General features: G+C 73.5%; 20 protein-coding genes and 1 pseudogene. 10 read left to right on the top strand and 11 right to left on the bottom strand.

Features of this window, described 5'->3' with window-relative positions; translation table 11 throughout:
* Position 1: 1 nt before the first annotated feature.
* On the bottom strand, positions 2–583 hold the full coding sequence (locus tag ACZ53N_RS01360; protein ID WP_469138924.1) for a (2Fe-2S)-binding protein: 582 nt from the start codon (positions 581–583) through the stop codon (positions 2–4).
* Complete coding sequence (locus ACZ53N_RS01355; RefSeq protein ID WP_469138923.1) at positions 574–1,461, bottom strand: FAD binding domain-containing protein; 888 nt, start codon at positions 1,459–1,461, stop codon at positions 574–576. The genes ACZ53N_RS01360 and ACZ53N_RS01355 overlap by 10 nt, the downstream gene beginning before the upstream one ends.
* Positions 1,462–1,699: 238 nt before the next feature.
* Here ACZ53N_RS01355 and ACZ53N_RS01350 point away from each other — a divergent pair, with 238 nt between their 5' ends.
* Entirely contained in the window at positions 1,700–3,391 is a 1,692-nt protein-coding gene (locus tag ACZ53N_RS01350) for a PucR family transcriptional regulator (protein ID WP_469138922.1), read from the top strand.
* Positions 3,392–3,583: 192 nt separating this feature from the next.
* Here the strand turns inward: ACZ53N_RS01350 and ACZ53N_RS01345 are convergent, their stop codons facing one another.
* Positions 3,584–3,802, bottom strand: a complete 219-nt coding sequence (locus ACZ53N_RS01345; RefSeq protein WP_469138921.1) for a hypothetical protein — start codon at positions 3,800–3,802, stop codon at positions 3,584–3,586.
* A 363-nt stretch (positions 3,803–4,165) separates the two neighbouring features.
* On the opposite strand from ACZ53N_RS01345, the gene ACZ53N_RS01340 reads away from it, so the two are divergent.
* Positions 4,166–4,996 (top strand): hypothetical protein, encoded by an 831-nt coding sequence (locus tag ACZ53N_RS01340; protein WP_469138920.1) that lies wholly within the window; start codon positions 4,166–4,168, stop codon positions 4,994–4,996.
* A gap of 158 nt (positions 4,997–5,154) precedes the next feature.
* Here the strand turns inward: ACZ53N_RS01340 and ACZ53N_RS01335 are convergent, their stop codons facing one another.
* The gene (locus ACZ53N_RS01335) at positions 5,155–5,991 is read right to left on the bottom strand and encodes a GntR family transcriptional regulator (protein WP_469138919.1); all 837 of its coding nucleotides are present in this window, start codon (positions 5,989–5,991) and stop codon (positions 5,155–5,157) included.
* 191 nt (positions 5,992–6,182) lie between these two features.
* On the opposite strand from ACZ53N_RS01335, the gene ACZ53N_RS01330 reads away from it, so the two are divergent.
* Both ACZ53N_RS01330 and ACZ53N_RS01325 read left to right on the top strand, forming a co-directional pair.
* The gene (locus ACZ53N_RS01330) at positions 6,183–7,013 is read left to right on the top strand and encodes a (2Fe-2S)-binding protein (RefSeq protein ID WP_469138918.1); all 831 of its coding nucleotides are present in this window, start codon (positions 6,183–6,185) and stop codon (positions 7,011–7,013) included.
* A gap of 198 nt (positions 7,014–7,211) precedes the next feature.
* Entirely contained in the window at positions 7,212–8,282 is a 1,071-nt protein-coding gene (locus ACZ53N_RS01325; RefSeq protein WP_469138917.1) for a DUF2637 domain-containing protein, read from the top strand.
* Between the two features lie 199 nt (positions 8,283–8,481).
* Here ACZ53N_RS01325 and ACZ53N_RS01320 read toward each other — a convergent pair whose 3' ends face one another.
* Positions 8,482–8,958 carry an ATP-binding protein gene (locus ACZ53N_RS01320; RefSeq protein WP_469138916.1) on the bottom strand — a complete coding sequence of 159 codons (477 nt, stop codon included), beginning with the start codon at positions 8,956–8,958 and terminating at the stop codon, positions 8,482–8,484.
* 279 nt (positions 8,959–9,237) lie between these two features.
* Here ACZ53N_RS01320 and ACZ53N_RS01315 point away from each other — a divergent pair, with 279 nt between their 5' ends.
* A complete protein-coding gene (locus ACZ53N_RS01315; protein ID WP_469138915.1) occupies positions 9,238–9,807 on the top strand; it encodes a DinB family protein in 570 nt (189 codons plus the stop codon).
* Positions 9,808–9,847: 40 nt separating this feature from the next.
* Here ACZ53N_RS01315 and ACZ53N_RS01310 read toward each other — a convergent pair whose 3' ends face one another.
* Both ACZ53N_RS01310 and ACZ53N_RS01305 read right to left on the bottom strand, forming a co-directional pair.
* Entirely contained in the window at positions 9,848–11,590 is a 1,743-nt protein-coding gene (locus ACZ53N_RS01310; protein ID WP_469138914.1) for a pyruvate dehydrogenase, read from the bottom strand.
* Between the two features lie 90 nt (positions 11,591–11,680).
* Positions 11,681–12,748 carry a protein phosphatase 2C domain-containing protein gene (locus ACZ53N_RS01305; RefSeq protein WP_469138913.1) on the bottom strand — a complete coding sequence of 356 codons (1,068 nt, stop codon included), beginning with the start codon at positions 12,746–12,748 and terminating at the stop codon, positions 11,681–11,683.
* 1,031 nt (positions 12,749–13,779) lie between these two features.
* Here ACZ53N_RS01305 and ACZ53N_RS01300 point away from each other — a divergent pair.
* Positions 13,780–14,364, top strand: coding sequence for a helix-turn-helix transcriptional regulator (locus ACZ53N_RS01300; protein ID WP_469138912.1), 585 nt, complete (start codon positions 13,780–13,782; stop codon positions 14,362–14,364).
* Between the two features lie 88 nt (positions 14,365–14,452).
* Positions 14,453–14,935 (top strand): DUF456 domain-containing protein, encoded by a 483-nt coding sequence (locus ACZ53N_RS01295; RefSeq protein WP_469138911.1) that lies wholly within the window; start codon positions 14,453–14,455, stop codon positions 14,933–14,935.
* Between the two features lie 209 nt (positions 14,936–15,144).
* Here ACZ53N_RS01295 and ACZ53N_RS01290 read toward each other — a convergent pair whose 3' ends face one another.
* The 4 genes from ACZ53N_RS01290 to ACZ53N_RS01275 all read right to left on the bottom strand — a co-directional run bounded on the left by ACZ53N_RS01290 (position 15,145) and on the right by ACZ53N_RS01275 (position 19,904).
* Entirely contained in the window at positions 15,145–15,645 is a 501-nt protein-coding gene (locus ACZ53N_RS01290; RefSeq protein ID WP_469138910.1) for a methylated-DNA--[protein]-cysteine S-methyltransferase, read from the bottom strand.
* A 2-nt stretch (positions 15,646–15,647) separates the two neighbouring features.
* Positions 15,648–17,120, bottom strand: a complete 1,473-nt coding sequence (locus tag ACZ53N_RS01285; protein WP_469139031.1) for a DNA-3-methyladenine glycosylase 2 family protein — start codon at positions 17,118–17,120, stop codon at positions 15,648–15,650.
* A gap of 312 nt (positions 17,121–17,432) precedes the next feature.
* Entirely contained in the window at positions 17,433–18,533 is a 1,101-nt protein-coding gene (rsgA, locus tag ACZ53N_RS01280) for a ribosome small subunit-dependent GTPase A (protein ID WP_469138909.1), read from the bottom strand.
* Between the two features lie 177 nt (positions 18,534–18,710).
* Entirely contained in the window at positions 18,711–19,904 is a 1,194-nt protein-coding gene (locus ACZ53N_RS01275) for a YihY/virulence factor BrkB family protein (protein WP_469138908.1), read from the bottom strand.
* Positions 19,905–20,173: 269 nt separating this feature from the next.
* Here ACZ53N_RS01275 and ACZ53N_RS01270 point away from each other — a divergent pair, with 269 nt between their 5' ends.
* The 3 genes and pseudogenes from ACZ53N_RS01270 (at position 20,174) to ACZ53N_RS01260 (ending at position 22,435) form a co-directional block, all read left to right on the top strand.
* A complete protein-coding gene (locus tag ACZ53N_RS01270) occupies positions 20,174–21,469 on the top strand; it encodes a helix-turn-helix domain-containing protein (RefSeq protein ID WP_469138907.1) in 1,296 nt (431 codons plus the stop codon).
* Between the two features lie 57 nt (positions 21,470–21,526).
* Positions 21,527–22,094: pseudogene (locus ACZ53N_RS01265) on the top strand (GNAT family N-acetyltransferase).
* A 257-nt stretch (positions 22,095–22,351) separates the two neighbouring features.
* Positions 22,352–22,435, top strand: a complete 84-nt coding sequence (locus ACZ53N_RS01260) for a putative leader peptide (RefSeq protein ID WP_356458947.1) — start codon at positions 22,352–22,354, stop codon at positions 22,433–22,435.
* Positions 22,436–22,461 lie beyond the last annotated feature (26 nt).

Here is a 22,461-nt window from a genome sequence, read left to right as displayed (position 1 = left end):
CTCAGACCGCCTCTTCGGCGCGGTCCGCGCGGGCCGCCGCGAGGCGTACCGCGTCGAGGATCTTCTCGTAGCCGGTGCAGCGGCACAGATTGCCCGAGAGTGCCTCGCGGATGTCCGCGTCGGAGGGCTCGGTGTTGCGTTCGAGCAGTTCGTCGGCGGCAATGAGGAGACCCGGGGTACAGAACCCGCACTGGACCGCGCCCGCGTCGATGAAGGCCTGCTGTACGGGCGAGAGTTCGGCGGTGCGCGCGCCCGGCGGCCGGGCCTGCCAGCGCTGGGCCTCGTCGATGCTGGTGCCCTGGGCGGTGCCCGTCCGGTCCCCTGCCGAGCGCCGCTCGGCGTAGCCGGCGAGCCCTTCGACGGTGTCGACGGTGCGGCCCTCCACCTGGCCGGCCGCCACCAGACACGCGCAGACCGGGACGTCGTCGAGGCGGACCGTACAGGACCCGCACTCACCCTGCTCGCAGGCGTTCTTGGAGCCCGGCAGGCCCAGCCGCTCGCGCAGGACGTACAGGAGGCTCTCGCCCTCCCAGACGTCGTCGGCCTGCTGCGGTCGGCCGTTGACCGTGAAATTCACGCGCATGATGCGCTCCTCTCGTTTCCACGGTACGCGTCCCAGGTCCAGCCGAGGGTGCGGCGGGCCATGACGGTCACCGCGTGCCTGCGGTACTCGGCGGTGCCGCGCACGTCGTCGATCGGGTTGCAGGCGCCGGCGGCGAGTCGGGCGAACTCCCGGGCGAGGGAAGGGGTGATGAGACGCCCGGAGTCCCAGAAGCCGCCCTCGGTGAGGGCCGCCTGGAGGAAGTCCTCCGCCACCCGGGCCCGGACGGGTGTGGGCGCGGCCGAGCCGATGCCGGTCCTGACCGTGCGGGTCTCGGGGTGCAGGGCGAGGCCGAAGGCGCAGACGGCGATGACCATGGCGTTGCGGGTGCCGACCTTGGAGAACGCCTGCGGTCCGTCGGCCTTGCGGATGCGTACGGCCCGGATCAGTTCGTCGGGCTCCAGAGCGTTGCGCTTGACCCCGGTGTAGAACTCCTCGACCGGGATGAGACGGGTGCCGCGCACGGACGCCACCTCGACGTCGGCGCCCGCCGCCAGCAGCGCGGGGTGCGCGTCGCCCGCCGGGGAGGCGGCGCCGAGATTGCCGCCGACGCTGCCGCGGTTGCGGATCTGCGGGGAGCCGACGGTGTGCGAGGCGAGCGCGAGGCCGGGCAGCTCCGTCCGCAGGTGGTCCATGATCTGCGTGTAGGGCACGGCGGCGCCGAGGCGGACGTCGCGCTCGTCGGTCTGCCATTCGTGGAGTTCGCCGATGCGGTTGAGGTCCAGCAGGTACTCCGGCCGGCGGTGGTCGAAGTTGATCTCGACCATCACGTCCGTACCACCCGCGATGGGCACAGCCGTGGGGTGCTCCGCCTTCGCGGCGAGAGCGTCCTCCCAGCTGGCAGGGCGCAGGAAGTCCATGGATGTTCTCTTCTCGAGTCTCGAGGGCGCTGCGAGGGGGGTGGGGCGGGGCGGTTCACGTCCTGTTCACGCGGAGTGGGCCAAGTACACAGAGGTGCGGGGGCCCGGGTGCAGTCACCGAAACCATGAAGCGGTTGGCTGGCCGTGGCCCATGTCTTGTAGATTCGAACGAAAGACGGGGTTCGGAAACCTCACGGCATTCCACTGGATACAACAAGACAGATCGGCGGCGACCACGATGCGGCTGCGCGCACTGCTGGAGACGGATGCGCTGGGCCTTCGGCTGCTCGGCGGCGAGGACGAGCTGGACCGCACCGTGCGCGGCGTGATGACCACCGACCTGCGGGACCCGAGCCGGTATCTGTCCGGTGGCGAGCTGGTGCTCACCGGGCTGGCCTGGCGACGCGAGCCGGAGGACTCCGAGCGGTTCGTCCGGATCCTGGCGGCGGCCGGGGTGGCGGGGCTCGCGGCGGGCGAGGCGGAGATGGCCTCCACCCCCGACGACCTGGTGCTGGCGTGCGCGCGGCACCGGATGCCGCTGTTCTCCGTCGACGAGGACGTGTCCTTCGCGTCCATCACCGAGCACGTCGTGCGGCAGGTCTCCGGCGAGCGGGCCGGCGACCTCGCTGCGGTCGTGGACCGGCACCGCCGGCTGATGACCGCGGGCCCGGCGGGCGGCGGCCCCGAGGTGGTCCTCGATCTGCTCGGCTCCGACCTGGACCTGCGGGCCTGGGTGCTCTCCCCCAGCGGCCGCCCCATCGCGGGCTCCTCGCTGGCGGGGGCCGGTCCCGCGCTGCCGGCCGCGGTCAGCGCCACCCTCGCGGGCGAGCACCTGGCCGCCTCGCGCACGGGCCGGCGCGGCCCGCACCGCCTCACCGCCGCCGGTGCCACGTACTCGCTGTTCCCCATTCGCAGCAGCGGCCGCGATCTGCGCGAGACGGTCCTCTCCGACTGGCTGCTGGCCGTCGAGGCGGACGCCGGGGACTGGCCGGAGGAGCGGCTGGACCTGCTGCACGGCGTCACCCAGCTGATCGCCGTCGAGCGCGACCGGCGGGAGGCGGCCCGTACGGTACGGCGCCGGCTCGCCCAGGAAGTGCTCGAACTGGTCCAGACGGGTGCCGCCCCGGCGGAGATCGCGGCCCGGCTGCGGGTGGCCGCGCCGGTGCTGCTGCCCGGGCTGGGCACGGCCCCGCACTGGCAGATCGTCGTGGCCCGGGTCGAGTGGGAAGGCGGCGACATCCCCGGCGGGCCGGTCGCCCAGGCCCTGCTGGAGGAGATGCTGGTCGACCCCGACGCGATCGGCCCCGACCCCTCCGACCGCATCGCCGTAGCCCACACGGGCGACGAGGCGGTCGCCCTGGTGCCTCTTCCCTCGGTCCCCCCGGTGCCGTCCGTGTCCTCGGGTGCCGACGCGGAGGGCACGGCGGCCGTCACCGGTCTGCACGCCGACGCGCTCCTCGCCGCGATCCGCGAACCCCTCTCCCGGGGCCTCGCCGACGACGGCCGTCTGACGCTGGGCGTCAGCGCGGCCGTGCACTCCGCGGAGGGGCTGCGCGGCGCCCTGGAGGAGGCCCGTCACGCCCGCCGCGTGGCGGCGGCCCGCCCCGGCCGCGTCTGCGCCGCCGGACACCAGGAGCTGGCCTCCCACGTCCTGCTCCTCCCCTTCGTCCCCGACGACGTCCGCCGCGCCTTCACCGCCCGTCTGCTGGACCCGCTGCGCGACTACGACCGCCGTCACCGCGCCGAGCTGATCCCGACCCTGGAGGCGTTCCTCGACTGCGACGGCTCCTGGACCCGCTGCGCGACGCGCCTGCACCTGCATGTGAACACCCTGCGCTACCGGGTGGGCCGGATCGAGCAACTGACGGGCCGCGATCTGTCGCGCCTGGAGGACAAGCTGGACTTCTTCCTGGCCCTGCGGATGAGCTGACGCGGGTCGGGGCGACACGGCTTCGGCCAGTGGTACCGCGCTCCGCGCGGGGGGGCTTCGCTCTCCCCCGGCTGCCGCTGGGAGATGCCCCCGGAGGGCTGCCGTTGAGCCCGTCCGGCGACCGGGGACACGGCACAGCGGCCGGTGCGGCGATCGAGGACCGGGCCCGGGGCGGAGCCCCGGTCACCGCCATCACCCCCGGCCGAGGTGCCGCAGGTACTCCGCTCGGTTGAGGGGGTCGGCACCGGTGCGGGCGCGTGCCGGAGGTTCACCCGGGTGGGGACGGTCGGTGGCGGGAGCCGCCCACCAGGTGGCCTCGCTCCGGGTGAGGGCCGGCAGGCGGCGTTCGACCTCGGCCGCGCGCGCCGCCGGGACGACGCCCGTCACCAGCCAGGACCGGAATCGAGGCATTTTCCGTCCGGCCCGGCCGGAACCCGCCACGGCGGCGGGTGCCCGCCCGCACGGCCGTCGTCGACTGCTCGCCCGGCATTCGAACACCCCGCCGCCGCGCCCGCGGCGGGGCCATGGCCTGCGATCTCTTCGGTAATCTGCCGCTACCGCTGGGAGTCGCGGGACACGGGGGTGCGACAACCCTCTTCGGACGCAACGGACTTCGGCCGCCGCGCGACCGCGCAGGACAGCCGTGGACCGTCCATGGGTTTGTGAACTGATTCACACCTGACCCTTGGCCGCGCCCGGGTCCCCGTGCTGAGATGCGGGCACGGCTTCCAGCTCGACGGCGCGCTTGGGGAGGGCACTGTGGCGGATACCGCCATGCGGAATTCTGGGTTGTCGGAGCCATGGGGACCACAAGGACCGGATCCGCAAGGGAACGATCCACTCGAACGAGCCGTGTGGCGGCTGCGGTCACGCGCCTGCTGGGAGGACGCCGCCGCGCTCCTCGCCCCGCGCGCGGCGGCGGAGGCGGGGGTGGCGCTGCGGCGCACGGCGGTGCTGATCGAGCGGTGCGTGTTCACGGCGAAGGGATGGGAGGACGCCGAGGACGCGCTGCGGTCGGCGGAAGCCCTGGCCACGGACGACGAGGAACGCGGGGCGGCGGCCTGCGAGCGGGGTCATCTCGCGTACGCGTCCACCCTTTTGGGGGTACGTGACCGGGCCGACGAGGCACGCGCCGCGCTGGGACGGGCGGCCGCGCTGCTCGGGCCCGGCTCGCCGACCCGACCGCAGCTGGACTTCCGCCGGGGACTCATCGCCCAGCACCTGTCCGACAACCCCTCGGACGCCACGGCCGCCTTCCAGCGCGCACACGCGGGGGCGACCGCGCACGGCCACCGGCTGCTGCTCTCCTTCACCTGGCGGCACGTGGCGGCGATGGCCGAGCACGACGGCAAGCTCACCGAGGCACGGCACGGGTTCACCGAATCACTGCGTATCCGGGAGGAGTTGGGCTACCTGGTCGGCATCGCCCCGGCGCTGACCTCCCTGGCCGCAGTGGTCCCCGACGCGGGCGAGGCGGACCGGCTGCGCGCGGAGGCCACCCGGCTGGTCCACCTCCTGGGCGGCGTCCCAACCTGGCTGGCGGACCGCCTCACGCCTGCGCGTGCCGCGACCGTACCCGCCCAGGGCAGACCGGACCCGGCCTAGGAGTGACCGGCGGATCGCCCTCAAGCGCCGGACGAGCTGGTTGCTGGGCTCAGCCAATGCAGCCCGTCCGGCGTTTGAGGACGCGCCCGCAGGGCGCCCGCCGCCACGGGCGGCAACGACGGCCCGCAGCCGAACGCCCGCCGGACAGAGCCTGGGACCTAGCCTCGAACCGCGCCGGCGAAGTGCCGGGTCACCAACGACTCGACGCCGGCGAGGTCCTGGGCGGCGAGGGCGTCGAGGAGCGTCAGGTGCTCGGCCGCGTCGGCGACGAGGTCGGCGGTGCGGCGCACCGGGCCATGGGGGGTCGGCCACTGGGCGCGGCGGTGCAGTTCGTCGGCGACCATGACCAGTTGGCGGTTGCCCGTGAGGCCGAGGAGGGCACGGTGGAAGGCCCGGTCGGCCTCGGCGTAGCCGGCGCGGTCGCCGCTCGCCGCCACGGCGGCGGCCGTCTCGGCCAGTGGCAGCAGCTCGGACCAGGTCCGCGCCGGGAGCGTGCGGGCGAGCCCCAGCATGGCGGGGACTTCGAGGAGGGCCCTCACCTCGGCGAGCTCGGCGAGGTCGCGTGCGGTGCGGCTGGCGACCCGGAAGCCGCGGTTGGGCACGACCTCGACCGCGCCTTCGAGCACGAGCTGCTGCATGGCCTCCCGGACGGGCGTCGCGGACACCCCGAACCGCTCGCCGAGCGCGGGGCCGGAGTAGACCTCGCCGGGGATCAGCTCACCGCTGACCAGCGCCTTGCGGAGCGCGTCGAGCACCTGGCCCCGGACGGAGTAGCGCTGCGGCATCCTGCGCGCGGGGCGCTCCCCGCACGCGGGCTCCTCGGTGCGCTCGGGCCGCGCCGGTCGGGCGGTGTCCCGGCGGGCGCCGGGCACAGGGTGGCCGTAGCCGTGCTCCCGCTCGTCGTGGACGTGCTCACCGCGCGCAGCGGGCCCGGCCTGCGCCGGCACGGCGGCGCTCGGAAGCGGCGCCGCGGTACGGGGTCTGCCCTGCTCCATGGGGGTCCTCCTGGGTGTCCATACCGAACCATAGGCGGCACCTGCGACAGTTCAAACCCCGAATGATTACCGGTAAGGTAAGGCTTACCTGACATCGATCGCGATTCGGTGGTCTCCGCATGGTCCCCGCCTCGGCCGTCCCGCCCCCGCGGGCTCCCCTCCCCTCCTCTCTCCCCGCCCCCTCCCCTTCCATGGGCCCCCGGACCACCCGGGTCTCCCCCATGGCCGACGCGTATGCCCGTCTGACCGAGGTCTTTCCCTCCCTGACCGTCCTGACGGAGGCCCCGCGCCACGGCGACGGCTGGGTCACGGCCGCCGGGCTCGCGGCGGGCGGCGCGGACCTCGACGCCTATCTCGCATGGGACGACGAACAGATCCGGCGCGACTACGGGCAGCCGGCCCGCCCGGACGTGGTGGCCGGCTTCGGCCTGCACCGCTACGCCTGGCCGGTCTGCTTGCTGGTCACCGTTCCCTGGTTCCTGCACCGCCGCGTGCCGCGGCTGCCGGTCGAAGCCGTCTCCTTCCACCGGGTGCTGGGGCGCATGACGGCCGAGGTCACCCGGTTCGCCTGCCTGCCGGACGATCCGGCCGCCACCGACCCGGGCGCACGGGTCGTCCCGGACGAGGAAGCGCTGCGCGCGCAGGTGCGGGCGGCTGTCGCCGAGCATCTGGGGCCGGTGCTGGACGGCTTCCGGCCGCGCATGCGGCGCGGGCCGCGCGCCCTGTGGGGCATGGCGACCGACGAGGTGACCGAGGGACTCTGGCACCTGGGCCGGCTGCTCGGCGAGGAACCTCGGGTACTGCGGGAGCTGGCACTGCTGCTGCCGGGGGCCACGGCGCCGTACGTCGGCGGCTCGGACTTCCGCGAGCTGGCCGTGCCGTCGGCCCACGGGTCGGGGTCGTTGCCGACCCGGGACCGGGTGAGTTGCTGCTTCTTCTACACCCTGCGCCCCGACAACACCTGTCTCACCTGTCCACGCACCTGCGATGCGGACCGAATCGATCGACTTTCCGCAAGCTGATGGGCTTCATTCCACCCGGTCGAGTGGTTTGACGGGAACACAATTCCCGTTCACCTGAACGGTGTTCGACTCACTTCGCACCTATCCGTATTCCCTTGGCCTCCATTGGCGTTCTCTTGCTCCAAAACCCTTGGGGGAACGGTCCGATTCCGACAGGATGGCGCGCGAAACGCAGTACCGCAAAGCAAGGGAAGCAAGATGAGAGTGACCGACATACCGCTGAATTGGGTGCTGCCCTGTGGGGTGGCGCTCACGGGGGCCCTGGTGGCGGTGGCGGTGCTCACGCGCGGGCGGCGGGGCAGCCCGGAGGACGCGGCGGGCACCACGGATTCCTGGGAACGCACCGAGGAGCGCAGGCGCCGCAAGGAGACCGTCTACGGCATCGCCTCGTACGTACTCCTCTTCTGCTGTGCCGCCGTCGCCGCCGCGCTCTCCTTCCACGGCCTGGTCGGCTTCGGACAGCAGAACCTGGGACTGACGGACGGCTGGGAGTACCTGGTCCCCTTCGGCCTCGACGGCGCGGCGATGTTCTGCTCCGTCCTCGCCGTCCGCGAGGCCAGCCACGGCGACGCGGCCCTCGGCTCGCGGCTGCTGGTGTGGACCTTCGCCGGCGCCGCCGCCTGGTTCAACTGGGTGCACGCGCCGCGCGGGATAGACCACGCGGGCGCCCCGCAGTTCTTCGCGGGGATGTCGCTGTCGGCGGCGGTGCTCTTCGACCGCGCGCTCAAACAGACCCGCCGGGCCGCGCTGCGCGAACAGGGCCTGGTGCCCCGCCCGTTGCCGCAGATCCGCATAGTGCGGTGGCTGCGGGCTCCGCGCGAGACCTTCGGCGCCTGGTCGCTGATGCTGCTCGAGGGCGTACGGACGCTGGACGAAGCCGTCGAGGAGGTCCGCGAGGACAAACGGCAGCGGGAACAGCACCGGATCCGCCAGCGGGAGGCGGGCAGGCTGGAACGGGCCCGTCTCAAGGCCTACAACCGGCAGCACCGGGCGTGGGGCCTCGGCCGCGGCGGCGGCCAGCAAGTGGACGTGCGCCCGCCCAGCGCCTCGGGACCGGCCGCCGTACCCGCCGCCGCGCAGCCCGCGCAGATCGGTTCGGAGCCTTCCATAGTCGAGCAGGGACACCTTCCCGTTCGTTCCCGTCCACTTCAGGCGGTCGGCGACGGCCCTGAGCCGATCGACCTCACCGCGGAGGACGACACCCAGGCCATCCCGCGACTCGACTCGCTGGAGGCCAAACTCGCCCAGATCGAGCGTCAGTTCGGCTGACTGACAACCGGCCGCCCGGGGCCGCCGCGCGGCCCGGGGCGCGCGTGGCGAACCACACTCATACTACCCGGCCGCCCGACTGGTGCCGACCCGGCGACCACCGGTGACCACGCCCGGCGGTGGCCCAACTGGCCGCGCGGCGGCCCGACTCGGAGCGGGCCAGGGCCGAACCATCGACCACAGCCCGTGCCGTCGGCCGTCAGGGCTCCTGCGCCTCCAGCTCGAACCACACGGCCTTGCCGACACCGTGAGCCCGTATGCCCCACGCGTCCGCCAGGGAGTGCACCAATAACAGCCCGCGGCCCGAGGTGGCGGCACCGTCGATGACGGACTCCGGATCGCCGTCCGGCCCCGGACGGCGCAGGGTCGGGTGCCGCGCGACGAAGTCCCGCACCTCCACCCGCAGCCGCCCCTTGACCTCGGCGGCGTCACCACCGCTCAGCGTGACGGTGACCACCGCCCCGCCGTCGGTGTGCACCAGGGCATTGGTGACCAGCTCGCTCGCCAGGAGCCGGGCCGTGTCCGCCCGCCCCGGCGCGCCCCACCGCGCCAGCAGTTCGCGCAACGCGGCACGCACGTCACGGACCGCCGTCAGATCCTTTTGCCGGAGCCGTCTTTCCCAGCGAGGCCCGTAATCCCCTTTTTCGTCCCCGTCCCCGTCCCCGTCCGACGTCATGCCCTCCGCGGCCCCTTCCCGACCCGCGTCGCTCTCCGCGTCCACCCAGTTCGCAGTTCGCCGTTTCATCCCTCGCCGCCCCGACCCCTCCCCGGCGCCCCGGATCGAACACGCTCACGGCAATGCATGCCCCACTCGCAAGGAAACGACGCCTGTTGACGCATCAACATGGCTATATGACCGGAATACAGGAGTGTCCTGCGACCGGTGCGAATAGCCTCCCCGGTGGCGCCCGCGATCACCGGACCGATTGTCAGTGCCCCCTGCGACACTCGCCGCATGACCGAGATTCCAGCGAAGACCCCGGCCCAACTGCCGACCGACGCCTACGCACAGCCCTGGTCGGGCGCGGAGAGGGCGCAGCTCCCCCGCGTCGGCGGGGAGCGCGAGGTGCTGACCGCCTACCTCGACTGGCATCGGGCGACGTTCGAGGCCAAGTGTTCCGGCATCGCGCCGGAGCGGCTCTCCGAAAAGGGTGTCGCCCCCTCCGGCCTGAGCCTGCACGGCCTTCTCCGCCATCTCTCCGGGGTGGAGCGGTGGTGGTTCCGGATGCAGTTCGCCGGTGAGGACCTGCCCCACCTCTACTACTCCGACGACGATCCGGACCAGGATTTCGAGGCGTTGGACGGCGACATCGAGGAGGCGTTCGCGGTGTGGCGGGCGGAGTGCGAGCGCTCGCGCGAGATCGTGGCCGCCGCGCCCTCCCTGGACGCCACCGGCCGGGAGCGGCTGACCGGCGAGCCGGTGTCGCTGCGCGTGATCCTGGTGAAACTGATCGCGGAGTACGCCCGGCACAACGGCCACGCCGATCTGCTGCGCGAGCGGATAGACGGCTCCACCGGCTTCTAGGGTCCTGCCGAGGAAGGCCCCCTCGGCCGAGGAGGTCCCCTCAAGGGCGGGGCACGTTACGGATATTGGAGCGTGCCATCTGCAGCATCCGGCCCACTCCTCCATCGAGCACGATCTTGCCCGCGGAGAGCGCGAAACCGCTGACCATCTCCGCCCGGATCTTCGGGGGGATGGACAGGGCGTTCGGGTCGGTGACGATGTCCACCAGCGCGGGGCCCTTGTGCTTGAAGGCGTCCCGCAGCGCGCCCCGCACATGCTTGGGCTTCTCGACCCGTACGCCGTGCGCTCCGGCCGCCCGGGCGATGGCCGCGAAGTCGGGGTTGTGGTTGGTCGTGCCGTACGCCGGCAGTCCGCCGACCATCATTTCCAACTCGACCATGCCGAGGGAGGAATTGTTGAAGAGCACGACCTTCACCGGGAGGTCGTACTGGACGAGCGTGAGGAAGTCGCCCATCAGCATGGTGAAGCCGCCGTCGCCCGACATGGCGACGACCTGCCGGTCACGGTCGAGGAACTGGGCACCGATCGCCTGCGGCAGGGCGTTGGCCATCGATCCATGGGTAAAGGAACCGATCACGCGGCGGCGGCCGTTGGGGGTGAGATAGCGGGCGGCCCAGACATTGTTCATCCCGGTGTCCACGGTGAAGACCGCGTCGGCGGCGGCTTCCTCGTCGAGGATCGAGGCGACGTATTCGGGATGGATCGGCGTGTGCTTCTCGACCTTGCGCGTATAGGCCTTGACCACCCCTTCGAGGGCGTCGGCATGCTTCTTGAGCATCTTGTCGAGGAACTTGCGGCTGCTCTTGACCTGCACCTTCGGGGTGAGGCAGCGCAGCGTCTCGCGGACGTCGCCCCACACCGCGAGGTCGAGTTTGGACCGGCGGCCCAGGTGCTGGGGGCGCACATCGACCTGGGCGATCTTCACATCGTCAGGAAGGAAGGCGTTGTACGGGAAGTCGGTGCCCAGCAGGATCAGCAGGTCGCACTCGTGGGTGGCCTCGTAGGCGGCGCCATAGCCGAGCAGGCCGCTCATCCCCACGTCGTACGGATTGTCGTACTGGATCCATTCCTTGCCGCGCAGTGCGTGCCCGACCGGCGCCTTCACCCGTTCCGCGAAGCGCATCACCTCGTCGTGCGCGCCCGCCGTGCCGCTGCCGCAGAACAGCGTCACCTTGCCCGCCTCGTCCACCATGCGGGCCAGTGCCTCGATCTCCGTGTCACCGGGCCGCACGGTGGGGCGCGTGGTGACCAGGGCGTGCTCGATGCTGCGCTCGGGGGCCTGCTGGCCCGCGATGTCACCCGGCAGGGCGATGACGCTGACACCGCCCTGGCCGATCGCGTTCTGTACGGCGGTCTGGAGCACCCGGGGCATCTGCTGCGGGTTGGAGACCAGCTCGCAGTAGTGGCTGCATTCGCGGAAGAGCTGGTCGGGGTGGGTCTCCTGGAAGAAACCGGTGCCGATCTCGCTGCTGGGGATGTGCGAGGCCAGGGCGAGGACCGGCGCCATCGAGCGGTGCGCGTCGTAGAGGCCGTTGATCAGGTGCAGATTGCCGGGGCCGCAGGAGCCCGCGCAGGCGGCCAGCTTCCCCGTCAGCTGCGCCTCCGCCCCGGCGGCGAACGCGGCGACCTCCTCGTGGCGGACCTGGATCCAGTCGATGGCGGCGTTGCGGCGGATCGCGTCCACGACGGGGTTCAGACTGTCGCCCACGACCCCGTAGAGCCGCCGCACGCCGGCTCGTACGAGGATGTCCACCGTCTGCTCCGCCACGGTCTGCTTCGCCATCGGGCCGGTCCTTTCGGGTCGGGTCGGGACACGTCCGGACGCGTCCCCTGACAGTGCGCTCCTGCCCCCATCAACCCATGGAACTCCTGGCTATGCCTCCCAGACCGCGCACGCGGTGCGGTCGTCGGCGTATCCCTTCACCCGCAGCTGTCCGTCCGCGAGGAACGCGGCCAGTCCGGGCGGCCGCTGGCCGGTCCACCGCTCGGCGAGGCGGTCGCCCAGCGCGGGCTCGCCGCGCATCGGCTCGGCGAGGCCCGCGCTGCACAGCAGCAGGACGTCACCCGGCCGGGCGACGGACGCACGGAACCGGAAGGGCTCGCTCGGCACCAGGGCGGGGTCGATGACGCGGGCGGTGCCGGGGGTGGCGACGCCGAGGTCCACGGTGATCCGGTCGGCGGGCCCGCTGCCCCGGCCGACGATCGGGTCCACGTTCCCGTCCGCCTCGCGCGGGGCCGGGTCCAGGTCCTGCCAGGCACCCTCCCGCAGCCGGAAGAGCCCGCCCGTACCCACCCCGAAGAAGACCCGCGTACGGCACCGGGCGTCGGCGGGCAGCAGCAGACAGCGCACGGCGGCGGTGTACTCGGCGGGCCGCAGGCCGAGGTCGGCCGCCCGGCCGCGCAGCCGTCCGTACGAGCGGTCGGTGAGCCGGTGCAGCCCCGACCTCAGCTCTCCCCGGCGGCCGCGGCGGATGTCCTCGACCAGCCGGGGGTGGCTGCGCCCGACCGCGTCGGCCAGCCACGCGCAGACGTCCCGGGCCGCCCGGTGGGCGCCTTCCGTGGCGCGTCCGCCGCTCGCCACGGCGACCAGCAGCAGGGCGTCGTCGCCGTCTCCGAAGCGGGCGGTGAGCAGCGCGTCCCGCCGCGGTTCGCCGCGGTAGCGCGCCGAGTCCCCCCGCAGGGACAGGGCGCGCAGCGTCAGCACGCCGTACCGGGCGCCGTCGACCACGGTGTCGGGCACGAGGTCGTCCAGTGCGCCGGGGGCGGCTGGGGGCCAGGCGGTGGGTTCGGCGTCGTACGTGGGCGGCCCCTGGCCGACGAATTCGGCCGCGCGGTTCGCCGTGCGGCCCGTCTGGCGGGGGACCGCGGACAGCCGGGTGGTCGGCTCGGGCCCGCTGCCCGCGTCGAGTTCCCCTGCGGTCCGGCCCGGCTCGATCGCCACCCGCGTCGGTGACGGCGGGGCGGCGGGGGCTGGTGGTGTGGGCGGGGCGGCGGGGAGGGGCCGTGTGGGTGGCTCGGCGGGCGCGGAGCGCTTCTGCGCGAGAGGGAGGCGCGGGGGCGGGACCTGCGCCCTCGGGTCGGTGCGCGGGGGCTTGCGCGGCCGGTCCGGCCGGACGTTCGAGGGCCGGGCGGGCGAGGGAAGTCGGGGCGGTACCGGCAGGGCGCCGGCGTGGGGCGATGCCCAGCTCTTCGGCACGGGGAGCAGGCCTCGGCCAGGCGGTTCCTGTGGGGGCGCCCCGGCAAAGTCCGCTGCGGCGGGCGGGGCGGGCGGATCCGGAGGGGCTTCGGGGCCGGTGCTTTCGGCGGGGGCCGGCGGTCCGGGCGTATCGGTGAGGCGAGCGGAAGCCCGGGGAGCCGGGGGCCTCGATGCGGGGGCGGGCGGGGCGGGTTCGGGCGGGCGTACGGGTTTCGTGGCTTCCGCGGGCGCCGGGCGGCCACCGGGGCCGGAGCGCCTGACCGGTTCCGAGCGGCTCACCGCCTCGCTACGGCGGGGTGGTTGGGGCGGGCGCGGGCCGGGGGGCGCGGGTGGCTCGGCGCCTCGCAGCCCTCGCGGTTCGGCCCTCACCACCGCCGCGGCCGAGGTGAAACGATCATCGAGGCTGTCGTCCTCGGCGGCCGAGCCCGGATCGGGTTCGCTCCTGCCGTACAACTCGCCCCACCAGGCGTCCTCTTGGTCGGCGTACCGATCCCCCTGCTGGTTCATGCCCTTATTGTCCACACTGTGTGGCTTACGGGAAGAGTGCACGGCGGACACCACCCGGGGATGATGGCCCGAGTCGGAACGCCGTTTGGGGAGGGGTTCGCGTGCTCGGTGCCATGGGACTGGACGCCATGAGGGGGACGGTGCCCCGGGATCAGGGGGCTGAACGGCTCAACGGCCCCGGTGCGGTGGAGGTGGTGACCGGGGCGCGCACTGTCGCACAGCGCCTTTCGCGCATGCGTCTTGGCGCGGGCGAAGAAGTGTGCGCGCTGTTGACGGAAAGACCCTGGGGCGCCCCGGGTGCGGAGATCGGGGTGCCCCACCGGGTGGTCGTGGAGCGGGCCGCGTTGGCCGGGGCGCGGGGGCCGGACGGGGCCACGGCGGTGCTCGGCCGTGTCGAGCCCGCGCTGCTGCGGGCCGTCGAGCGGGTACCGGCCGAGCTGGTCATCGCCGACCGCCGGATCGCCCTGCTGCCGCTCGCCTCGCACACCGCCGAGTCCGCCGCGCTCGTCGTCCACGGCGGCGCGCTGCTGGAATCGCTGGTGAACCTCTTCGAGGACGTCTGGCACGAGGCGCTGCCGGTCCGGGCGGCCGGTGCGGATCCTGGCCCGGCCGGCCATCTGCCCGGGGCCCGCATACCCGGCGGGCCCGGGGCACCCGGGCCCGATGCGGTGGACCTGGAGGTCCTTTCCCTGCTGCTGGTCGGGCTCACGGACGCGAGCGTCGCGAAGCAGCTCGGCCTGGGATTGCGGACGGTGCAGCGGCGGGTGAAGCGGCTGATGGAGCTGGCGGGGGTGACAACCCGGTTGCAGCTGGGCTGGCACGCGGCCGAGCACGGCTGGACGGCCCGCGTCTGACGAGGAACAGGCGGCCGCGCATCAGGCGTCTTCGCACGTCAGGTACGGTCCAGGGGCGCTGGCGGCGGCATTTTGGCAACCTGGATCCATGGGGACGTGGCAGCTGGTCCTGGTCGGGCTGGTGATGCTGCTCGGCCTGTTCGGCGTCGTGACCCCGGGACTGCCCGGACCGCCGATCGTGTGGGCGGGGGTGCTCTGGTGGTCGATGACCGAGCGGACCGCGTCGGCCTGGGCGGTCCTGGCCGGGGCGACGGGGGTGCTGCTGCTGAACCAGGCCGTCATCTGGCTGCTGCCGCCACGGCGGCCGAGGGGCGCGGGCATCACCTGGCGCGCCTTCCTGGTGGCGGGCGCGTCGGGCGTCGTGGGCTTCTTCGTCCTGCCCGTGATCGGTGCCGTGCCGGGCTTCCTCGCCGGGCTCTACGCGATGGAGCGGCAGCGGCTGGGCGGGCGCGGCGAGGCATGGGCGTCGACGCGGACGGTGATGCGGTCGCTGGGGACCAGCGTGCTCGTCGAACTGTTCGCCTGCCTGCTGGTCGTCGGCGGGTGGATCGGCGCGGTGCTCCGGGGGTGACGGGAGTCAGGGCCTGTCCGGCGGATCTTCGTGGATCAGCGAGCGGCGTCCGGTACGTGCGATCGCAAGGCGGAGGGTCGCCCTCGTACCGGTCGTACTCGGGCGAGCCCGACAACGCGGCGAGCTCCCCCAGCTACCGCTGGGAGGTGCCCCCAGTGCCAGGCGTCGGGAGCCCACGAAGATCCGCCGGACAGGCCCCAAGGCCGTTCTCACCCCGTGCTCGTGCTCTCCAGGGCCAGCAGCAGACGCTTGCGGTCCAGGCCGCCCGCGTAACCGGTGAGCGAGCCGTCGGCCCCGATCACGCGGTGGCAGGGGCGCAGCACGAGCAGCGGGTTGGCGCCGACCGCGCCGCCGACGGCGCGCACGGCGGCACGCGAGGCCCCGACGCGGGCGGCCAGCTCGCCGTAGCTGGTGGTGGCGCCGTACGGGACGGTGTCCAGGGCGGCCCACACGCGTTGCCGGAATGCGGTGCCCTGGGGGGCGAGCGCGAGCGTGAAGTCCTTGCTCTCGCCCGCGAAGTAGGCGGTGAGCTGCCGTTCGGCCTCGGCGAAGGCTGCGGGTTCGTGGTGCCAGTCCGGCTGTGCGAGGAGACCGTTCTTCTGGCCGGGGACGGACAGCGAGACGAGGGCGGTGCCGCCGGGCGCGTCGGCGGCGGGGCGGCCGGTGAGGAGCAACCGCCCGAGCGGGCTGTCGATTTCGGTGTAGAGCATCGTCAGGCGTCCTTCGGTTCGCGGGGCGGCGTGTGGTTCCACAGGTGATGCAGGGCGTAGGAGCGCCAGGGGCGCCAGGCGTCGCAGGCGTCGGCGGGCGCGCCGAGGGCGGTGAGTCCGTGCCGGGCGCCGGCGTCACCCGGCAGGAAGACGTCGGGGTCGCCGAGGGCCCGCATGCGGATGTAGCCGGCGGTCCAGGGGCCGATGCCGGGCAGGTCGAGCAGGGCGCGCTCGGTGGCGTCCCGGTCGACGCCGGGGTCGAGCCGGACGCGGCCGTCCGCGAGGGCGGTGGCGACGGTGCGCAGGGCGCGCCGTCTGGAGTCCGGCATGCCGAGCTCCTCGAGGGTGGCGTCGGCCAGGGTGGCGGGCTCGGGGAAGACGTGGGTGAGCCCGCCGTCCGGTGCGGCGAGCGGTTTGCCGTAGGCGGCGACCAGGGTGCCCGCGAGCCGTGCGGCGGCGGCCACGGTGACCTGCTGGCCCAGGACGGCCCGTACCGCCAGCTCCTCCCCGTCCGCCGCCCCGGGCGACCGCAGCCCGGGGCGGGCGGCGACGAGGGGTGCGAGACGGGGGTCGGCGCCGAGCCGTTCGTCGACGGCGTACGGGTCGGCGTCGAGGTCGAAGAGCCGCCGTGCACGCTGTACGGCGGTGGACAGGTCCCGGGGGTCGGTGAGGTGCAGGCGGCAGTCGAGCCAGTGGCCGCGGCGCGGCCCGGTGGGGCGCGGTTCGCGGATCTCGGCGATGCCGGTGCCGTACGGCAGGCGCAGGGTGCGGCGGTAGGTGCGGGCGCCGGGCTCGCCGAGGATCTCCTCGATGCCGGGGACGGCGCGCCGCTGGAGGAAGTCGAAGATCTCGCGGGCGGCGTACGGGCCCCGGTGGGCGAGCCGCAGGGGAATGCCGACGGCGGCGCGGCCGCGCGTGCCGGGCGCCTGGGCGCGCAGCGCGCTCGGGGTGCGGGCGTAGGTCTCGCGCATGGTGTCGTTGAACTGCCGCACACTGGCGAAGCCCGAAGCGAACGCGAGTTCGGTGACCGGTAGGTCGGTGGTCTGCAGCAGGACCCGCGCGGTGTGGGCCCGCTGGGCCCGTGCGAGGGCGACGGGGCCGGCACCCAGCTCCTCGGTGAGCTGGCGGTGCACCTGCCGGGAGCTGTACCCGAGCCGGTCGGCGAGCCCGGCGACCCCTTCACGGTCGACGACGCCGTCGCCGATCAGCCGCATCGCGCGTCCGACGAGGTCGGCCCGTACGTTCCACTCGGCCGACCCGGGCGCGGCGTCCGGCCGACAGCGCCGACAGGCCCGGAACCCGGCCCGCTGCGCGGCGGCCGCCGACGGGTAGAAGCGCACGTTCGCCCGCTTCGGGGTCACCGCCGGGCAGCTCGGGCGGCAGTAGATGCCGGTGGTCACCACGGCGAAGAAGAACACCCCGTCGAAGCGGGCATCACGGCTGCTCACTGCCTCGTACCTGGTCTCTTCGTCCATCACGCTTACCAGTTTGCGGCATGGGCGGGTGCCGTTCTGGCGGGAATCGGACGTGGCATCCCGCCCGGCCGACATTGCCGCCTGCGGCGGCCGAGTGCCTCTCGCCTGCCGGCGGATCTTTGACCGCGGGCCGGTTCTGCCGCCTGCGGCGGCGAGCGCCCTGCGGGCGCGTCCTCAATCGCCGGACGGGCTTGATGTGGCCGGCCTCAGCCAAAACAGCCCGTCCGGCGATTGAGGACAACCGCCGCGCAGCGGTGGTGCGGAACAAGCGCAGGGGCAGCCCCGGGCAGGGGGCCCGATTCGCCTGAGCGGCTAGCGACCCCGCTTGCGTTCCATCATTTCGCGCCCCAGCGTCTGCTTCTTCTTCCAGTCGCGGCGGATCTCCGCGCGCAGGCGGGCGTCCGTGCGGGCCGCTATGCGCTGGTTCTCGCGCAGGAGCTTGCGGTAGCTGTCCAGCCGGCGCTGGCGCAGCTCGCCCGTCGCAAGGGCTTCCAGGACCGCGCAGCCCGGCTCCGACTCGTGGCCGCAGTCGTGGAAGCGGCAACGCGCCGCCAGTGACTCGATCTCGGAGAACGTCTGCGCGACCCCGCCCTCCGCGTCCCAGAGGCCGACGCCCCGCAGGCCCGGGGTGTCGATCAGGACACCGCCGCCGGGCAGTGCCAGCAGATTGCGGGTCGTCGTGGTGTGACGGCCCTTGCCGTCCCGGTCGCGGGCGGCCTGGACGGTCTGGACGTCCTCGCCGAGGAGCGCGTTGGCGAGGGTGGACTTGCCGGCGCCGGACTGGCCGAGGAGCACCGATGTCCCCCCGGCCAGTGTCGCGGCGAGGATGTCGACGCCCTCGCCGGTGGTCGCGCTGACCGCCAGGACCGGCACGCCCGGCGCCGACGCCTCCGTGTCCGCGACGAGGTGGGCGAGCACCTCCGGCCCGGCCGTCTCCGTGACCAGGTCGGCCTTGGTGAGGACGACGACGGGCGCGGCGCCGCTCTCCCAGGCCAGGGCCAGGAACCGTTCGATCCGGCCGAGGTCCAGCTCGACGGCGAGAGAGACCGCGATGACGGCGTGGTCGACGTTGGCCGCGAGGATCTGGCCCTCGGACCGCTGCGAGGAGGTGGAGCGCACGAAGGCCGTGCGGCGCGGCAGCAGGGCGCGGACGAACCCCTGGGTGAGGTCGACGGCCGCCCAGTCGCCGGTGCACATGATGCGCAAGGGGTCGCCCGTGGTGACGAGGGCCGTATCGGCGTGGACCGTTCTCACACCGTCGCCGTCGGGGACGACGAGGTCGCAGCGGCCGCGGTCGACGCGGATGATCCGCCCGGGCGCGAAGCCCTCCGCGGCGTACGGGGTGAAGCTGTCAGCGAACCCTTCGTCCCAGCCGTAGCCGGTGAGAGGGTGTGACGCAGCGAGCTCGAACAAGGAAGTGATCCTTCAGGAAAGAAGAGGTGGGGTGATCCGACTTCTGAGTGCGGGCAACGCCCGTCGCAATGACAGTCATCACGGTCCTCACCTCCTGGTTTCCTGTGTCTCGCCGCGTGGTTCGCGCGGTGTGTGGCGAGCGTAGGGGCTCGCCCGGCCGCCGCGCCAACGATTTTCCTAGCCGCGCCCGTCCGGCTTCGCGTGCCGCCCGTGCTTCGCGTGCTTCGGCTGGTGTTCGGGCTTGAGGTGGTGCAGCCGGGCCCGGACGTCCTCGGGGGGCAGGAACTGCGCCCAGCGCTCGGGGAACTCCGAGGGCGGCTCCCGGTCCTGGCCCATCACCCCGTCCTCCTCCTCGTCGATGTCGTCCGGGGCGTAGGCCCGGGCGGCGCGTTCGGCCGCCGCGCGCGCCGCCGCGGCCTCGCGCACCCGGTCCACCTCGGCGCGCGCCGCGGCGGTGGCGACGGACGGCCACACCCGGTCTATCGCGGCGTTCACCGCAGCGCCCACGAGGACCGCGAAGGCCGAGACGCCGATCCACAGCAGCACGGCGACAGGCGCGGCGAGCGAGCCGTAGATGGTGGGGCCCTCGACGGTGTGGGTGAGGTAGATGCGCAGCAGGAAGCTGCCGAGCACCCACATGGCGAGGGCGACGAGCGCCCCGGGGATGTCCTCCTGCCACGGCGAACGGACGGGCACGGACACGTGGTACAGCGTCGTCAGGAAGACGACGGAGAGCAGTGTGACGACGGGCCAGTACAGCGCCCGGACGACGTCCGCGCTCCAGGGCACGATGTCCAGCACGGCGTCCGGCCCGACGACCATCAGCGGCAGCACCACCGCCCCGATCAGGAGGGCGACGATGTAGAGGAGGAAGGCCAGCAGCCGGGTCTTGACGATGCCGCGCTTGCCCTCCAGCCCGTACATGATCGTGATCGTGTCCACGAAGACGTTCACGGCTCGCGAGCCGGACCACAGGGCGATGGCGAAGCCGACCGAGATGATGTCCGGACGGCCGCGTTTGGTGACGTCCTGCAGGAGCGGCCGCGCGATCTCGTTGACGCCCTTGTCCGACAGGACGGTCGCGGAGGCGTTGAGGATGTTGTTCTGGATGCTCTCGATGGTCTTGGTGCCGGTCCAGGCGTCCAGGTAGCCGAGCAGGCCGAGGAGACCGAGGAGCAGGGGCGGCAGCGAGAGCAGCGTGAAGAAGGCGGCCTCGGCGGCGAGCCCGGTGACGCGGTACTCCACGCAGGAGTTGACCGTGTCCTTCAGGAGGAGCCACGCCATCCTGCGTTTTGAGACATTTCGGTACAGGACGCGAGCCCTGTGGAGTCGGCCGACCGACCGCCCCGGTGGTTCATTTGCTGCCTGCACTCCCTTACCGTATCCGCCGAATGGCCCTCGGCCTGCACGGTGGCCGAACGGGTGACACACAAGGACCGGGAGGAGACGGAGCGGGGTGGTCGACGGCCGCGACGGCGGCGGGAGTCGAGGCGGAGGGTGATGCTGCGCCGACTCGGCACCACCCTCCGACCGCTCCCTGTCACCTTGCGCCCGCACCGATGCCACCCGCAACGGTTGCACTGCGTTGCAATCTTGCCGATGCCCCGACGCGACGGGCCTCGCGACGGCACCATTGCAGCGTGAACCGCAGACCATTCGAGGCGGGCCTGCTGCCCGCCGTCCGGGAGGCGTGGCTCGCTGATCCCTCGCTCGCCGGTACGGAGCCCGCCCGGCGGGCCGGAGCCGTGCTGCCGCGCCAGGTGATCGGGCAGTCCTGGCGTCGCGCCCGGCGCCACGGCATCGACCCGGACGTGGGCCGGGCCGCACCGGCCCTGTCGGCCGAGGAGGTGGAGCACCGGCGGCACACCTCTCCGCTGGGCGGCCTGCTGCCGCAGCTGCGCGAGGGGCTGGGCGAGGTGGCCGACACCGTGCAGCATCTGATGGCCGTCGCGGACGCCGACGGCCGGGTGCTGTGGCGGGAGGGCAGCCCGGGGGTGATCAGGAACGCCACCCGGCTGGGCTTCGACGTGGGGGCCTCCTGGACGGAGGACCTCGTCGGCACGAACGGCCTCGGGACCTCCCTGGTGGAGCGCCGCCCGGTGCAGGTGCACTCCGCCGAGCACTTCGTCCGGACCCATCACGCCTGGACCTGCGCGGCGGCCCCGCTGCACGACCCGCGGGACGGGCGGCTGGTGGGCGTGCTGAACGTCAGCGGGCCCGCGGGCGCGTTCAACCCGGCCTCACTGGCCCTCGTCACCGCCGTGGCCAAGGTGGCCGAGGCGGAGCTGCGCGCCCGGCACTGGGAGTCCGTCGACCGGCTGCGTTCGGTCGCCACGCCCATGCTGGCCCGGATCGGCGGCCGGGCGCTGGCGGTGGACCGGGACGGCTGGACGGCCGCGGTGACCGGCATGGGGCCGGTGGGCCGGGTGGTGCTGCCCAAGTCGGTGGCACCGGGGCGCGCGTGGTTGCCGACCCTCGGGCTGTGCCGGCTCGAACCCCTGCCGGACGGCTGGCTGGTGCGCGTCGAGGAGCCCGACGCGGGGGCGGGCCGGGACGGCACACCGAGCCGGGTGGTGCTGGACCTGCGCCGGCCCCGGAGCTGGACGGTGACGGTCTCCGGCGAGTCGGGGCAGTGGTCGCAGGAGCTGAGCCCGCGCCACGCCGAGCTGTTGTACGTACTGGCCCGCCACCCGGCCGGGCGCACGGCCGCGGAGCTGGCGGCGGACCTCTTCGGCGACGCCACCCGCACGGTGACGGTACGGGCGGAGATGTCCCGGATGCGGCGCACGCTGGCGGGGGTGCTCAGCCACCGCCCGTACCGCTTCACGGACGGCATCGACGTCCGGCTGCTGACGCCGCTGCACGCGGAGGACCTGCTGCCGGCGTCCCGCGCCCCGGTCGTGCTGGCCGCCCGCCACGGTCTGTCGGCGCACTGACCGCCGCGGGCCGGAGCCCCTGCGAGGCCCGTCCGAGCGCGTGATTGGCTGGTCGGCATGAGTAACAGCATGATTTCTGTGACGACCTGGTCCTTGGAGCAGACGTCGCCGGCCGACCTCGCGCCGGTGCCCGAACCGGACATGCCGGACGGTCTGCGGATCGGGCGGGCCGAGGTGCCCTCGCCCGAGCTGAGCCGTTTCCTCTACACGGCGGTGGGCGGCAGCATCAGCTGGACCGACCGGCTGCCGTGGCCGTACGAGCGGTGGCAGGCGTATCTGGAACGGCCGGGCGTGGAGACCTGGGTGGCGTACGACCGGGGAACCCCGGCGGGTTACATGGAGCTGGATCCCCAGGACGAGGGCGATCGCCTACTTCGGGCTCCTCCCGGCGTTCCAGGGCCGTCGCCTCGGCGGGCGGCTGCTGTCGTTCGGCGCCGCGCGGGCGTGGGACCTGGCCGAGCGGTGGCCGGAGCTGACCCCGACGAAGCGGGTGTGGCTGCACACCTGCGACAAGGACGGCCCGCACGCCCTCGCCAACTACGAACGGCGCGGCTTCCGGGTCTTCGACACCAAGACGGAGGACGAGCCGGCGGCCCCGCTCCCCGGCCCGTGGCCCGGCGCGTAGCGCCAGCGCCCGACCGGCGGGTTCTTCGACTGCGGGCCACGGCATGCGCACTCGGCTGCCCGGCGGTGCCCCCAAGTGCCCGGACAGGCTGAACGGCTGAGCTCAGCCAAATCGAGCCCGTCCGGCGCTTGAGGACGCGCCCACAGGGCGCCCGCCGCCGCAGGTGGCACAGACAGCAATCCCAGCATCCAAGACGATACCGTCCGCATCGCGGACGGCGCTTTACTGGCCAGAGACCGCCGTGCCACGCTTCCGTCATGTCTCGAGCTGGAGTTGCCTTGGTGAGTCGACGCCACGTCGACCTGGGCCGCATGTCCAGCGCCATCTGTCCGGCGCGCTGAGGGCCTCAGCACCACCGTTCTTCCCG

The sequence above is a fragment of the Streptomyces sp. NPDC033229 genome, from assembly GCF_055576875.1.
Note: the sequence above shows the minus strand (reverse complement) of the source record. Positions and strands in the feature narration are given on the sequence as shown.

Bases quoted from the DNA above. Each gene is read 5' to 3' on its own strand.
- ACZ53N_RS01320 (WP_469138916.1), bottom strand. From the start codon at position 8,958: ATGACGTCGGACGGGGACGGGGACGGGGACGAAAAAGGGGATTACGGG.
- ACZ53N_RS01345 (WP_469138921.1), bottom strand. From the start codon at position 3,802: ATGCCTCGATTCCGGTCCTGGCTGGTGACGGGCGTCGTCCCGGCGGCG.
- ACZ53N_RS01325 (WP_469138917.1), top strand. From the start codon at position 7,212: ATGAGAGTGACCGACATACCGCTGAATTGGGTGCTGCCCTGTGGGGTG.
- ACZ53N_RS01315 (WP_469138915.1), top strand. From the start codon at position 9,238: ATGACCGAGATTCCAGCGAAGACCCCGGCCCAACTGCCGACCGACGCC.
- ACZ53N_RS01355 (WP_469138923.1), bottom strand. From the start codon at position 1,461: ATGGACTTCCTGCGCCCTGCCAGCTGGGAGGACGCTCTCGCCGCGAAG.
- ACZ53N_RS01260 (WP_356458947.1), top strand. From the start codon at position 22,352: ATGTCTCGAGCTGGAGTTGCCTTGGTGAGTCGACGCCACGTCGACCTG.
- ACZ53N_RS01310 (WP_469138914.1), bottom strand. From the start codon at position 11,590: ATGGCGAAGCAGACCGTGGCGGAGCAGACGGTGGACATCCTCGTACGA.
- ACZ53N_RS01330 (WP_469138918.1), top strand. From the start codon at position 6,183: ATGGGCCCCCGGACCACCCGGGTCTCCCCCATGGCCGACGCGTATGCC.
- ACZ53N_RS01295 (WP_469138911.1), top strand. From the start codon at position 14,453: ATGGGGACGTGGCAGCTGGTCCTGGTCGGGCTGGTGATGCTGCTCGGC.
- ACZ53N_RS01340 (WP_469138920.1), top strand. From the start codon at position 4,166: ATGCGGAATTCTGGGTTGTCGGAGCCATGGGGACCACAAGGACCGGAT.
- ACZ53N_RS01335 (WP_469138919.1), bottom strand. From the start codon at position 5,991: ATGGAGCAGGGCAGACCCCGTACCGCGGCGCCGCTTCCGAGCGCCGCC.
- ACZ53N_RS01290 (WP_469138910.1), bottom strand. From the start codon at position 15,645: ATGCTCTACACCGAAATCGACAGCCCGCTCGGGCGGTTGCTCCTCACC.
- ACZ53N_RS01285 (WP_469139031.1), bottom strand. From the start codon at position 17,120: ATGGACGAAGAGACCAGGTACGAGGCAGTGAGCAGCCGTGATGCCCGC.
- ACZ53N_RS01360 (WP_469138924.1), bottom strand. From the start codon at position 583: ATGCGCGTGAATTTCACGGTCAACGGCCGACCGCAGCAGGCCGACGAC.
- ACZ53N_RS01350 (WP_469138922.1), top strand. From the start codon at position 1,700: ATGCGGCTGCGCGCACTGCTGGAGACGGATGCGCTGGGCCTTCGGCTG.